12 protein-coding genes and 1 pseudogene are annotated in these 13914 nt (G+C 65.8%); 6 read left to right on the plus strand and 7 right to left on the minus strand.

Annotation, left to right across the window (positions count from 1 at the left end; genetic code table 11):
* Positions 1 to 226 precede the first annotated feature (226 nt).
* From BLR29_RS17700 to gstA, 6 genes are all read left to right on the plus strand, one after another.
* Positions 227 to 1528, plus strand: coding sequence for an MFS transporter (locus tag BLR29_RS17700; RefSeq protein ID WP_092138340.1), 1302 nt, complete (start codon positions 227 to 229; stop codon positions 1526 to 1528).
* Between the two features lie 26 nt (positions 1529 to 1554).
* The gene (locus tag BLR29_RS17705) at positions 1555 to 2763 is read left to right on the plus strand and encodes a serine hydrolase domain-containing protein (RefSeq protein WP_092138341.1); all 1209 of its coding nucleotides are present in this window, start codon (positions 1555 to 1557) and stop codon (positions 2761 to 2763) included.
* A 67-nt stretch (positions 2764 to 2830) separates the two neighbouring features.
* A complete protein-coding gene (locus BLR29_RS17710; RefSeq protein WP_092138342.1) occupies positions 2831 to 3559 on the plus strand; it encodes a maleate cis-trans isomerase family protein in 729 nt (242 codons plus the stop codon).
* Positions 3560 to 3564: 5 nt separating this feature from the next.
* Positions 3565 to 4986, plus strand: coding sequence for a dihydropyrimidinase (gene hydA, locus BLR29_RS17715; RefSeq protein WP_092138343.1), 1422 nt, complete (start codon positions 3565 to 3567; stop codon positions 4984 to 4986).
* 11 nt (positions 4987 to 4997) lie between these two features.
* Positions 4998 to 5735, plus strand: a complete 738-nt coding sequence (locus BLR29_RS17720; protein WP_092138344.1) for an aspartate/glutamate racemase family protein — start codon at positions 4998 to 5000, stop codon at positions 5733 to 5735.
* 133 nt (positions 5736 to 5868) lie between these two features.
* Positions 5869 to 6495 (plus strand): glutathione transferase GstA, encoded by a 627-nt coding sequence (gene gstA / locus BLR29_RS17725; protein ID WP_092138345.1) that lies wholly within the window; start codon positions 5869 to 5871, stop codon positions 6493 to 6495.
* On the opposite strand, the gene BLR29_RS17730 is transcribed toward gstA, so the two are convergent.
* The 7 genes and pseudogenes from BLR29_RS17730 to uraD all read right to left on the minus strand — a co-directional run bounded on the left by BLR29_RS17730 (position 6492) and on the right by uraD (position 13821).
* Complete coding sequence (locus BLR29_RS17730; RefSeq protein ID WP_092138346.1) at positions 6492 to 7286, minus strand: oxygen-binding di-iron domain-containing protein; 795 nt, start codon at positions 7284 to 7286, stop codon at positions 6492 to 6494. The two genes, gstA and BLR29_RS17730, sit on opposite strands and share 4 nt — an antisense overlap.
* Before the next feature lie 195 nt (positions 7287 to 7481).
* Positions 7482 to 8108: a glutathione peroxidase gene (locus BLR29_RS17735; protein WP_092138347.1), complete on the minus strand. Its 627-nt coding sequence runs from the start codon at positions 8106 to 8108 to the stop codon at positions 7482 to 7484.
* Positions 8109 to 8181: 73 nt separating this feature from the next.
* A complete protein-coding gene (locus tag BLR29_RS17740) occupies positions 8182 to 9672 on the minus strand; it encodes an MDR family MFS transporter (RefSeq protein WP_176860994.1) in 1491 nt (496 codons plus the stop codon).
* 324 nt (positions 9673 to 9996) lie between these two features.
* Positions 9997 to 10437 carry a CBS domain-containing protein gene (locus BLR29_RS17745; protein ID WP_092138349.1) on the minus strand — a complete coding sequence of 147 codons (441 nt, stop codon included), beginning with the start codon at positions 10435 to 10437 and terminating at the stop codon, positions 9997 to 9999.
* Positions 10438 to 10645: 208 nt separating this feature from the next.
* Entirely contained in the window at positions 10646 to 12067 is a 1422-nt protein-coding gene (gene dbpA / locus BLR29_RS17750; RefSeq protein ID WP_092138350.1) for an ATP-dependent RNA helicase DbpA, read from the minus strand.
* A gap of 294 nt (positions 12068 to 12361) precedes the next feature.
* Positions 12362 to 13189, minus strand: a pseudogene (locus tag BLR29_RS17755) (DUF72 domain-containing protein); the annotation flags it as partial.
* 113 nt (positions 13190 to 13302) lie between these two features.
* Positions 13303 to 13821, minus strand: coding sequence for a 2-oxo-4-hydroxy-4-carboxy-5-ureidoimidazoline decarboxylase (uraD, locus tag BLR29_RS17760; protein WP_092138352.1), 519 nt, complete (start codon positions 13819 to 13821; stop codon positions 13303 to 13305).
* Positions 13822 to 13914 lie beyond the last annotated feature (93 nt).

The following is a 13914-nucleotide window of genomic DNA, read 5'->3' on the forward strand; positions in this document are numbered from 1 at the left end:
GCGTGCGGAGGCGGGGGGTCTTGGGCAGAGCTTGTGTCACAAACGTCACCAAATTGGGTCAATGCACCGCGAAGAGGCTAACACAGCTCCAAATGGTGCATCGTCTACCTTTGAAAATCAATAACTTACAGAAGTTGTAATTACAGATTACGTATCCTATACTCGGTTCCGTTGCGCGACACCTTATAGAAACCGCCTCACCAAAGGACCAAAGGAGACAACCGTCATGCCAACGACGACCGCCCGCGCGGCCTCGCTCACCGAGCGAAAGACCACCGTGCGATGGAAGATTTTTCTGATGATGCTGTTCCTCATCGCCATCAACTACATCGACCGGGCATCGCTCTCGGTCGCCATGCCGCTGATCGCGAAGGAGTTCGACCTCACCCCGACCATGCAGGGCCTGATCCTCAGCGCGTTCTTCTGGACCTATGCGCTGATGCAGGTGCCGGGCGGCATGCTGGCCGACAAGTACAAGCCACGCGTGGTGATTGCCTGCGCCACGGTGTTCTGGGGGGTGTTCCAGGCGATGGCGGCGCTCTGCACCTCGTCCTTTACGCTGCTGCTGACCCGGCTGGGCCTGGGCGCCGCGGAAGCGCCGATCTACCCGGCCGGCGGCAAGCTCAACGCCATCTGGATGACCCAGAACGAACGCGGCCGCGGTGCCACGCTGCTTGACGGCGGCGCCCCGCTGGGTGCGGCGCTGGGTGCCATCATCATCACGTGGCTGATCACTGCGCTGAATTCGTGGCGCCTGGCCTTCGTGGTCGCAGGCGTGGGTACGGTCATCGCCGGCTGGTGGGCGTGGCGCTATGTGCGCAATTCGCCGCGCGAACACAAGGGTGTCAACGAGCTGGAAGCGCGTTACATCGAGGAAGCCCAGGCGACCGAATTCCGCGCCGAGCCGGCCAACCTGTCGGGCCGTTCGCTGGACTTCTTCAAGTACCGCTCGGTCTGGTGCATGGCCATCGGCTGGATGTGCTTCAACACCGTGTTCTACGGCCTGCTGACCTGGATGCCCAACTACCTGAACAAGGTGCACGGCTTCGACATCAAGCAGATGGGCGGCGCCAGCTTCGTGATCTTCTTCTGCGGCTTCATCGGCGAACTCATCGGCGGCTGGATCGCCGACAAGTGGAAGGCTGCCGGCGGATCGCCCAACCGCGTGATGCGCACGCTGTTTGGCATCGCCGCCGTGGTCGCCACCGTGTCGATCTTCTCGGTGGCCTACGTCAGCGACCCGCTCGTGGTGGTGGTGCTGCTCTCCTCCACGCTGTTCTTCCTGCGCTGGTGCGGCCTGTTCTGGTGCATCCCGTCGATCCTCGGCACCCGCAACAAGGTGGGCTTCCTGGGTGGCGTGATGAACCTCGGCGGCAATATCGGCGGCATCAGCGTGCCGATCATCGTCGGCATGATCGTCCAGTACACCGGCTCGTACTTCCTGGCGCTGATGTTCTTCGCCGCCGCCGGCGTGGGCCTGCTGCTGGCCTCCACCGCGATCGACTACGAGAAGAAGCTGCCGGTCTGACCCCGGACGGCACAGAGGAGACAACCATGAATCGCTTTGCCCGCCAGGGCGTGGCTGCCGCGCGCATCCTCGCCCCGCTGGCGGCGTGCCTGGTGCTGGGCCACGCCCAGGCCCGCACGCCGGCCCCCGCCAGCGACGAACTGCCGACCGCCCAGCCCGAGACCGTGGGTGTGGATTCCCGCAAGCTGGTCGAACTGTCCGAATGGATTCGCCGCGACAAGCTCGACGTACGGAGCCTGCTGGTCATCAAGGACGGCAAGATCGTCTTCGAGCGCTACGGCGACGACCTGTCCCGCGACTACAACCACGAGCTGTATTCCGTCACCAAGTTCATCAGCGCGCTGCTGGTGGGCACGCTGGTTGGCGATGGCAAGCTGTCGGCCGATGAGCGGCCCGCGGCCCGGCTGGCATCGGCCCGTCCGGACCTCGCCCCCGCGCTGGCGGACAAGCAGGGCATCGCCCTGCGCCACCTCATGTCGATGTCGAGCGGGCTGTCGTACAAGCTCGTCGAAGGCACGGACACGCTGTACTACGGCGTGCCCGACCGGCTGCGCGTGGCCGCCACGGCGAGTGTGCGCGTGGCGCCGGGCAAGGACTTCGACTATATCGACGTGAACCCCGTGCTGGTGGGTGCCACGATCGCGCAGGTCGCCGGCCAGCCCGAGGACAAGTACGCCGAGTCGCGCCTGTTCCGCCCGCTGGGCATGCAGCACTACCGCTGGGACGGCGCCGACGGCAAGGGCGCCGTGTCAGGCGGCTGGGGCCTGCGGCTGCGCTCCGTCGACATGGCCCGGCTCGGGCTGCTGATGCTGAACCAGGGCCGCTGGAACGGTCAGCAGATCGTGCCGGCCTCCTGGGTGGCGCGCATGACCACGCCATCGGGCCCCGCCCCCGACTATGGCTACTACTGCTGGGTCAACAACATCGTGAAGAGCGAGCGCGAGTTCAGCGCCATGGGCTACAAGGGCCAGTTCATCACCGTGCTGCCGAAGCAGAACGCCGTCGTCGTCATGAACAGCATCATGTCGACGAAGGGCGGCCTGCGCGATGCCGAGTACCTGGACCTGTACCGCCGGATGGTGAACCAGTACGTGCTGCCCGCGCTGCAGGCGGGCACGGCCGTCAGGCCCGATGCCGAACGCGCCGCCGCGCTGCGCAAGGAGCTTGACCTCGCACGCGGCAGCCACGGCGTGCCCGGCACGCAGCTGGCGTTCAACGACAAGCCCGAGAAGTAGTCCCCGAGATTCCCCTGAGGCCGCCCGGCAAGTACCGGGCGCCCCGCTCACTCCCGAGAACCCATTCATGACCAAACGTACCCTGCTGGGCATGCTGACGCCCTCCTCCAACACCGCGCTCGAACCGATCACCAGCGCGATGGTCAGCGGCTTGCCAAACGTCAGCGCGCATTTCTCGCGCTTCACCGTGACGGAGATCTCGCTGCGCGACCAGGCCCTGGGCCAGTTCGATCTCGAGAAGATCCTTGCCGCCGCACGCCTGCTGGCCGATGCGCGCGTCGACGTCATCGCCTGGAACGGCACGTCCTCCGGCTGGCTCGGCTTCGACAAGGACGTGGCACTGTGCCGCCAGATCACCGAGGCCACCGGCATTCCCGCCACCACCTCCGTGCTCGCGCTCAACGAGATCCTGGAAAAGACCGGGCAGCGCCGCTTTGGCCTGGCCACGCCCTACCTGGACGACGTGCAGCAGCGCATCGTGCAGAACTATGCGCGCAGCGGCTTCGAATGCATGGCCGAGCGCCATCTGGACCTGCATGTGAACTACAGCTTCGCCGAGGTGGAAGAAGACACCATCCGCCGCATGGTGCGCGAGCTGGCCGCCACCGGCCCCCAGGCCATCACCACGTTCTGCACCAACCTGCGTGCGGCGCATCTGGTCGATGAACTCGAGGTCGAGACCGGCATCCCGGTCTACGACACCATCTCGACCGTCGTGTGGAAGTCTCTGCGCCTGGCTGGCGTGGACACCACGCAGATTCGCGGCTGGGGCCGCCTGTTCCAGGAAGTGGAGTAACGACGATGCCCGCCCAGGACCGCTTTGATCTGGTCATCCGCAACGCCGACGTCGTCACGGCGTCGGACCGCTTCCAGTGCGACATCGGCGTCATCGATGGCCGCATCGCCACGCTGGGCCACGGCCTGGCGCGTGGCGATCGCGAGATCGATGCCGCCGGCCTGCTCACCCTGCCCGGCGGCGTGGATGGCCATTGCCACCTGGACCAGCCGATGCCAGATGGCATGCGCATGGCCGATGACTTCTTCACCGGCACGCGCGCGGCGGTCTGCGGCGGCACGACCACGGTCATTCCCTTTGCCGCACAGGAAAAAGGCGGCTCGCTGCGCGCGGCGGTGGCCGACTACCATCGCCGCGCCGAGGGCCGCGCCGTGGCCGACTACGGCTTTCACCTGATCGTGGCCGACCCGACGCCGACGGTGCTGCGCGAGGAACTGCCCGCGCTGATCCGCGAGGGCTACACCTCGTTCAAGGTGTACATGACCTACGACGATCTCAAGCTGTCGGACCGCGAGATGCTCTCCGTGCTCGAGGTCGCCAAAGAGAACAACGCGCTGGTGATGGTGCATGCCGAGAACGCCGACTGCATCTCGTGGCTGACGGAAAAACTGACCGGCGAAGGCCGCATCGCGCCGCGCTTCCACGGCATCGCACGGCCGGCGGCCGTCGAGCGCGAGGCCACGCACCGCGCGATCACCTTCGCGGAGCTGGTCGACGTACCCATCCTGATCGTGCACGTCTCCGGCAAGGAAGCGATCGAGCAGATCCGCTGGGCGCAAGGCCGTGGCTTGCAGATCCTCGCCGAGACCTGCCCGCAGTATCTGTATCTGACTGCCGAGGACATGGGCCTTGCGGGCGATGACGGCTACGAGGGCGCCAAGTGCGTCTGCAGCCCGCCGCCGCGCGATCCCGAGAATCAGACCGCGGTCTGGCGTGCGCTGACCAATGGCGTGTTCAGCATCTTCTCGTCCGATCATGCGCCGTTCAACTATGACGACCCCGAAGGCAAGAAGCTCGGCGGCCAGGCGCAGCCGTTCGACCACATCCCCAACGGCGTGCCGGGCATCGAAACACGGATGCCGCTGCTGTTCGATGGCGTGATGCGCGGCAAGCTGTCACTGCATCAGTTCGTCGAGCTGACGTCCTACCGCCCCGCACGGCTGTATGGCCTGTATCCGCGCAAGGGCACGATCGCGGTGGGCGCCGACGCGGACATCGTGCTGTGGGACCCGTTGCGGCGCGTGCGCATTCGCAACGATGCGCTGCATCACGCGGTCGACTACACGCCGTATGAAGGCATCGAGGTCACCGGCTGGCCGGTGCACTGCCTGTCGCGCGGCGAACTGCTGGTGGAGGATGGCCGCTACATGGAGCCGTCGCCGGGCCGTGGGCGCTTCCTGCCGGCCGTCGCGCCGTCGCTGGTTTGAGGAGGGACGTCATGCGTATTCTCGTAGTCAATCCCAATATCTCGCAGAGCGTCACGGACCTGATCGAGGCCGAGGCGCGCCGCTCGATCTCGCCCGGCACCGCGCTGACGATGGCCACCGCGCCGTTTGGCGTGGCGTATATCGAAACCCGCTTCGAGGCGTTGACCGGCGGCTACGCCACGGCATGCGCCGCCGCCGAGCACGCGGGCGAGTTCGACGGACTGGTGGTCGCTGCATTTGGCGACCCCGGGCTCGCCGGCTTGAAAGAGCTGTTCGATGTGCCGGTCGTCGGCATGACGGAGGCCGCACTGGCGAGCGCCTGCCTGCTGGGCCAGCGCTTTTCGATCATCGCGATCTCGCATCGCATCGAGGCGTGGTATCGCGAATGTGTGGCGGCCAATGGGCTGACGTCGCGGCTCGCCAGCGTGCGCAGCCTGCAGGAGCCACTGCGCGACATCGGCAGCGTGCAGGAGGATCACTCGGCGCGGCTGGAGCAGATGGCGCTGGAGGCGGTGCGGCAGGATGGCGCCGACGTGATCATCGTGGCCGGCGCACCGCTGGCCGGGCTGGCACGGTCGCTGAAAGGCAAGATCCCGGTGCCCGTGGTCGATGGCGTGTCGAGTGCAATCCGGCATTGCGAATCCCTGATCGCGCTGCAGCCGGGTTCCGCGCGAGAGGGCAGCTTTGCGCGGCCGCCGCGCAAGCCGAACAGCGGCCTGCCTTCCGCGCTGGCGAAGCTGCTCGACTAGCCCCCGCCTGACGTCTGCACTTTTGCATAAGCTGTGTGCGTGGCCACGTATTGTGGCCACTCATCGCCCTGCCTAGACTGGTTTCACCGCGCGACGCATCCCGCGTCGCGCCTCCAGTCCGAGGACCTCGACGATGAAGCTGTACTACTCCCCTGCCGCCTGCTCACTGGCCGTTCATATCGCGCTGCGCGAAGCCGGCCTGCCCGTCACGCTTGCCCGGGTCGACCTGATCCACCACACGCTGGCCGAGCCCGAGCACGGCACCAACGACTACTACGCGATCAACCCGCGCGGCTACGTGCCGCTGCTGCAACTGGACGACGGCTCGCGCCACACCGAGGCCTCCGCCCTGCTCCAGTACATCGCCGACCAGGTCCCCGCGCGCAACCTGCTGCCCCAGGCTGGCACCGAGGCACGGCTCGAAGCGGTGCGCTGGCTGACGCTGATCTCCACGGAACTCCACAAGGTCTTCAGCCCGTGGCTCTGGCACAAGGAAACCGCGGCCAGCACGATCGAGGAATGCAAGACAAAGATCCACAAGCGCTTTGCCGAAATCGACCAGCACCTGGCCACGCGCGAGTACCTGATGGGCCAGCAGTTCACCGTGGCTGACGCGTATTGCTTCACGATCGCCAGCTGGGCACGGCTGCTGCACATTCCGATGAATGCGTACCCATCGCTGCAGGACTACCTGTCGCGCGTGGCGGCGCGCCCTGCTGTGCAGGACGCGATGCGTGCTGAGGGACTGGTGCGCGACTAAAGGCGCTGCAGCCGATCATGCGTCGGCACGCGGTAGTGCGATGGCTCGAGCAAATCCAGCCCACACTGGAGCTGCTCGACCCAGTCGATAAAGCGCGTCACCATCGCCCTGCCCTGGAACGACGGCCCGTGCTGCGGCACGATCCAGTCGATCTCCATCGTCCGCGCCATGGCGGCCCACAGCCGGCACGCGCGGTTGCCGCTCATATAGCGTGCGTGGAACGGCAACATGCGCTCCGCGTGGGCATCGAAGTCGGCCACCACGCCGCCCGCCTCCGCCGCCGACGTCATCGCCGCGCCAAGGTCGCCAGAAAACAGGATCTTGCTGACGGGGTCGTAGAACTGGAAATTGCCTTCCGAATGGAGGAAATGCGCCGGCACGGCCAGCAGGTGACTTTGCCCCAGAGGCACGACCATGCCGGCATCCGGAATCGTCACGATGCGGCCTTCGGTCTTGCCAGCCTGGCAGAAATGCGGGAGAAACCGTGCCCAGACCTCCGAGATCAGCACGCGGCTATCCGACGCCGTCAGCCAGCGTCCCACCGAAGCCACGATGTCCGGGTCCGCATGCGAGGCCAGGACGTAGTCGAGTTGCTTGGGTGGAAAGTAGCGGCTGATGGTCAGGTAGAGCTCGCTGTACGTCATTTGTCCGCCGGGGTCGATCAGCGCGGCGTGACCGTGATCGACGACCAGGAACTGGTTGCTCTGCACGACTTCGCCGTGCTCTTCCTCCACCAGGTCGGTGAATGCCACGCAGACGTGCCCATCCGATTCGTACAACACGGTGCCCATGATCCCCACTTTCGCTTTTTTGCTATGAAGCGGCGAAAGTAATGAGGTCTGAGGCACCATCGATTGACGGAGATCAAGGGTGCGCGGGAACGAAATCGGCCTTCTACAAACTACATGCCGTTTTCGGATAGCCGGTCGATGTCGAATCGCCTGACACTACGGCCACGGCATCAGGCGATGCCGACACCTCGACAGTCAGCGCGTGCTCAGCAGTTGCTCGATCCTGGCGACGAATTGCTTGTCGTCAGGCTTGACCATGCTGTTATAGCTGCCGACTACCTGGCCCTTGCGGTCGATCAGGTACTTGTAGAAGTTCCACTTCGGCGCCGTGCCGGTTTCCTTCGCCAGCAGCTCGTACATCGGATTGGCATCACTGCCGCGTACGTGCGATTTGCCGAGCATCGGGAACTTGACGCCGTAGGTGTTGTAGCAGAAGTCCGAGATCTCCTTGGCCGAGCCGGGCTCTTGCGAGAAATCGTTCGACGGGAACCCGATCACCACCAGGCCGCGGTCGCGGTATTTGGCGTAGAGCGCCTCCAGGCCTTCGTACTGCGGCGTGAAACCGCAATAGCTGGCGGTGTTGACCACCAGCACGACCTTGCCGGCGTACTGGCAGAGATTCTGCGGCGACTCGTCTTGCAGCCGCGGGAACTTGAAGTTCAGGGCTGCCGGGCAACTGCCCGCCGACTGCGCGGCCAGGGCAGGCTTGTCGGCGGCGCGGGCAGGGCGCGGCAGCGTGGCGGCTGCGGCGGCCAGGGCCAGCGCGCCGACGAGCGCGGTGCGGCGAAGCGTGAGGGCAGCCGAAGAACGGTGGCGGGTCATGGGGTTGGGCTCCGGGATCGATCGTGCAAGAAAGTCTACGCTTTCGGCAGGATCGGCGCACCCCGGTGTGGCCTCAGTCCATCGCCATGGTGGCTGCGTGTTCCGTCACGCTGCTGCGCAGCTCCAGGTCCGGCATCCGGCGCACGATCACCAGCGCAATGATGGCGGCCACGGCGCCGGCCGCGAAGATCAGGTGGAACCCGGACTCCACGCCGCCCGCCAGCACCTGCCGCACGGCGGGCGACAAGTGCGACATCGCCTCGCTGCCATGACGCAGCGCACCAAGATCCAGTTGCTGCGTGATGCCGGCGCGGGTCATCGCCTCGCGGAATTCCAGCGCCAGCAGGGTTCCCGCCAGCGCACCGCCCAGGGCGCTGCCCAGCGAGCGCAACACCAGCAAGGCGCCCGTGCCGGCCCCCATGTCGCGACGTTCCAGTGCGTTCTGCACGCTGATCAGCGTGCCGACCATCGTCATGCCCAGGCCGACGCCGCTAATCGTCATCGCGATCAGCACCATGGCCGTCGGCACCGCCGGCGTCACGGTGGCCAGCGAGACCAGTCCGATGGCCGCGGCGACAAACCCGCCACTGAGGATGCCGCGCATCCGGCCCATGCGTGGCGCGAGCCATGCCACCACAAGGTTGCCGGCCACGGTCGACAGCAGGAACGGCACCACCAGCAGGCCAGAAGTCGACGCATCCGCGTCACGCACGAGCTGGAAATGCAGGGGCAGGGCGAAGATGCACAGGAAGATATTGAGCGCGGCCAGCGCCGACGCGCCGACGCCCATTACGTAGGCACGATTGCGGAACAGGCGCGGCGACAGCATCGGATCGGCGGCGCGACGTTCCTGCCAGGCGAGCAGGGCAACGGCAATCGCCGTGATCAGCAACAGCCCGCCCATCTGCGGGGAGATCCAGTCAAACGCGTCGCCGGCCCAGCTCATCGCCAGCAGGAAGGCCACGATCGCCACGGCCAGCAGCACCGCGCCGATCCAGTCCACCTGCGGCCTGCCGCCGCGCGCGCGCAGGTGGGCCAGGCCGCGATAGCACATGGCCATGGCGAGCGCGCCCAGCGGCACATTGATCCAGAACAGCCAGCGCCACGACATGTGATCCGACACCCAGCCGCCGACCAGCGGCCCGGCGATGGACGCCATCGCCCAGACCATCGCCAGGTAGCCCTGATAGCGTCCGCGCTGGCGCGGCGCCACCACATCGGCAATCGCCGCCTGCGCCAGCGACATCAGCCCGCCGCCGCCCACGCCCTGCAAGGCGCGGAACAGGATCAGCTGCGTCAGCGACTGCGCCATCGCGCACGCCACCGAGGCCAGGATGAAGAGCGAGATCGCCACCATCAGCAGCCGGCGGCGCCCGAAACTATCGGACAGCTTGCCGTAGAGCGGCGTGGTCACCGTGGAGACGATCAGGTAGGCCGTCACGATCCACGATAGATGGCCGAATCCGTTGAGATCGTTCGCAATCGCCGGCACTGCCGGGATCACCACGGTCTGGTCCAGCGCGGCCAGCAGGATGCACAACACGATGCCACCGATCACACGCATGATCGCGCGGTGGTCGTGGACGATGGGCTGGGAATGGTTGGAGGTGGGGGAGGGGGACTGGATGGGGGCGGGCGACGACATTGGGGCTGCGGCGGGAGGGGGACTGAGGCGTCAGCCACGTGACATCGACGCAGCCTAATTCAGCGAACGCATAATTATATGCGCTTGCGTTATTTGGCGCCCGTCGCCACCCGTCGCAATTGCCCAACAAATGAGCAGCCACGACCCTCCGGCCACGCCCGGGAGGACATGGCAGGAGTTCGCGGCTGAACCTGTGCTGTTACGAAGAGAACCGCGAGAAACGAATAAAGGGGAAAGGGCGGGTCAGCGCGATCCGCCCGTGATGTAGTGCTCGAGTTGCTCGATGACGAAGCGCTGCTCGCTGATGATGTCGTTCACCAGGTCACCGATCGACAACATGCCGAGCAGTTCCTCGCCGTGCATGACCGGCAAGTGACGCAGCCGGTGGCGGGTCATCAGCGCCATGCAATCGTCCGTGGTCTGGTCGGAACGCACATAGATCACTGCGGCGGTCATGATCTCCCGGACCAGGGTTTCACGTGATGTCCGCTGCATCAGGATCACCTTGCGCGCGTAATCCCGTTCACTGAGGATGCCAACGATCTTGCCTTGCTCCATCACCAGCAGGGCGCCGATGCCCTTTTCGGCCATCAACTGCAGTGCGGCGTAGACCGTTGCTGTAGGGGGAATGCTGTAGATAGCCCGACTTGCCTTGCTTTCCAGAACTTGCCGTGCGGTCTTCATGTCACCGACTCCTTGTTGCCGTCTTGGAAACGTTGGTTGCCCTGCAGGTTACCCTGAAGGCAGGCGGGGCGCTGCGCAATGCGCCGCCAGCCACGTTCATTCAGATTAGCAAAGGATCGGCGGGGGTCACAGGGTGACTTTGGGGAATCTTTGTAAGAAATATCTGGCCATCGCCCACCCGGTCACACCCGGCAACTTCGCCCGACCGTTACTCCGTCAGCATCCGGACCCGGACCTTGCGGCCCTTGACCTTGCCGTCGTTGAGACGCTTGACCGCCTCGCGGCCGATGGCCCGGTCCACCGCGATGTAGGTCGACATCTCCATCACGTTGATCTTGCCGATCTGTTCCTTGGTGTACCCGGCATCGCCGGTCAGCGCGCCCAGGATGTCGCCCGGACGTATCTTTTCCTTGCGGCCACCCAGCATCTGCAGCGTCACCATCGGCGGCAGCAGGCGTTCCTTGCTGGTGGGCACCAGTTCCGTCAGCGGATGCCATTCGAACTCGCCGCCCTGGTGTTGCTCCAGGTTTCCGACGCGTCCCATTTCATCCATGCTGACCAGGCTGAACGCCCAGCCCTCGGCATCCGCGCGACCCGTGCGGCCGATGCGGTGCACGTGGACTTCCGGATCCGGCGTGATTTCGACGTTGATCACCGCTTCCAGCTGCGCGATGTCGAGCCCGCGCGCGGCCACGTCGGTGGCCACCAGCACGGAGCAACTGCGGTTGGCAAACTGGACGAGCACCTGGTCACGGTCACGCTGTTCCAGGTCGCCGTGCAGCGCCAGCGCCTGGAAGCCCTGCGCGCGCAGCAATTCGACCAGGTCACGGCAGCGCGCCTTGGTATTGCAGAACGCCAGCGTGCTGGCCGGACGGAAATGGTCGAGCAGGCGACCAACGGTCTGCAACCGCGCGCCTTCCTCGACTTCATAGAAGCGCTGGCGGATCTTGCTGGCGCTGTGCGTCTCCGCCAGCTTGATCTCGCGCGGCGTCCTGAGGAACTGCTGGCTCAGTTTGGCAATGCCGGCCGGGTAGGTCGCCGAGAACAGCAGCGTCTGGCGGTCTTTCGGGCAGTGGCTGGCCACGTAGGCGATGTCGTCGAAGAAGCCCATGTCGAGCATACGATCCGCTTCGTCGAGCACCAGGGTGCTGATGCCGCGCAGATCGAGGCTGCCGCGCTCGATGTGATCGAGAATCCGCCCCGGCGTGCCCACAACGATATGCGCGCCGTGAATCAGGCTGTCCACCTGCGGACGCATCGGCGATCCGCCGCACAACGTGAGTACCTTCACGTTCTCTTCGGCGCGGGCCAAGCGGCGGATTTCCTGCGTGACCTGATCGGCCAGTTCGCGGGTGGGGCACAGGACCAGCGCCTGCACGTCAAAGCGGCGCGGATCCAGCCGGTGCAGCAGCGCCAGGCCAAATGCCGCGGTCTTGCCGCTGCCGGTCTTGGCTTGCGCGATCAGGTCCTTGCCGTCCAGCGCCACGGGGAGGCTGGCGGCCTGGATCGGCGTCATGATGTCGTAGCCGAGCTGCGCAAGCGTCGCCAGCATCGCGGGCGACAAGGGCAGGTCGGAGAAGGGCGCGCCGGCGGCTGGCGCCGGCGTCGAAGGTGTCTGGCTGGAAGTCATGCCGGATTATAGCGGTGGGGGTGAGGCCACCGGGGCTCAGGCGGCATTCCGGGCGGCCGCCTTCCTTGCCGGGGTCTTCTTTGCCGTCGCCTTACTTGCCGTCGCCGGAGCCTTCTTTGCCGGGGTCTTCTTTTCTGCGACCTTCTTTTCTGCGACCGTCTTTGCCGCCGTCTTCCTGGCTCCGGCCTCGGTTGCCGTCGCCGTCTTTGCTGCGGCCTTCGTCGCCGGGGCTTTCGTCGCAACCTTCGTTACAGCCTGCCGCGATACGGCCACCTTCACCGGCGCCGCTTCCGATGGCGCCCAGCCCAGCCGCTCCAGCAACCCGCCAGCCGCTGCCGGCGCGCGTTCCTTGGCGCCATTGATGAAGAACAGGAAGACCTCCTTCGGCCTCAATGCCGTGCCGGGCTTGTCCTCGACGCGCGGCAGGTCGTCCGGCGCCTTGCCGCCGGCCCATGCCGTGGCGCGTTTCGACCAGCTGTCGAGATCGTCCGGCGCGTAGCCGGTCGCCAGCTTCTCCTGCGCATTCATCAGCCGCGCGTAGACAAAATCCGCAGTCAGGTCGGCGAAGGACGGATATTTCGGCGAGTCGGTGAACACCGTCGCCGCCCTGAACTTGCGGGCGAGCCGGAGATAGTCCTCGCACATGAAGCTGGGATGACGCACCTCCAGCACGTGGCGCAACGACACGCCCTCGACCGTATCGGGCAACAGGTTCAGGAAGGCCTCGAAATCGTCGGGGTCGAACTGCTTGGTCGGCGCGAACTGCCAGACAACCGGCCCCAGCTTGTCGCGCAATTCCGCGATGCCGCTGTCGATAAACCGGCTGATCGAATCGCCCGATTCCGCCAGCACGCGCCGGTTGGTGGCAAAGCGCGACGCCTTGACGGAGAACACGAAGCCATCAGGCGTGGCATCGCGCCAGTTGGCGAATGACGTGCGCTTTTGCGTGCCGTGATACGTGCTGTTGATCTCGATGGCGGTCAGGTGCCGGCTAGCGTATTCGAGTTCGCGCGCCTGCGCGAGCCCCGCCGGATAGAAGTTGTCCCGCCACGGCGCAAAACTCCAGCCGCCAATGCCGATGTGGATATTGCCCGCTGCCTTGCCCTCTTTGCTCGCTGCCATGGCCCGATCTCCGCGAAAGGCGATGGCTCGAAGTCTAGCCGGAATTGCGCGCGGCTTCGCGTCCGATTTCGGGGCGCTTCCGGGCCGCTATCGCGCCATCGCGGAGGCCCGGCCTACGGGCGCAGCCGGGCCGCCAGCCGTCCGCGCGTGATCGCCGCGATCTGCGCCAGGGCCTCGTCCAGCTCCTGCACTGTGGTCCGGCCAATCCGGCGTTCGAACGCCGCGAAAATGCCCTCGCGCGTGTAGTGGCGCACGCAGATGATGAACGGAAAACCATGCCGCGCCTGATAGTCGGCGTTCATCCGGTCCAGCGCGGCTTCCTCGGCCGCCGACATCGCATCGAGGCCGGCGCTCTTCTGCTCGTCATTGGAGTCGGCCGTCATGGTCCCGGCGCGGATGGCTCGGCCCGACAGCGGCGGATGGCGGTTGAGAAAGGCCGCCTGCGCGGCGGGGTCCAGCTTGCGGACGACGCCGGACATCGCATCGTGCAGCGCCGCAACGGTGGCGAACGGCCGCTGCATCCACGCGCCTTCCGCGGCCTGCGGAAAATGCTCGAACACGCTGCCGAGCGCCTCGGTGAAGGCGGCTTGATCGAGGGCATTGACCGTATTCAGATCGAGGGGCTGTGACATGAAGGACTCTCCCGTGAGAAGCATCTGATCGACATCGAATTGATGTCGGTTTGACGATGGTGACGGGCCGAGTATAGGAACGCGATTTGGTCG

This window comes from Cupriavidus sp. YR651 (assembly GCF_900101625.1).
In the GTDB taxonomy this organism is placed as follows: domain Bacteria; phylum Pseudomonadota; class Gammaproteobacteria; order Burkholderiales; family Burkholderiaceae; genus Cupriavidus.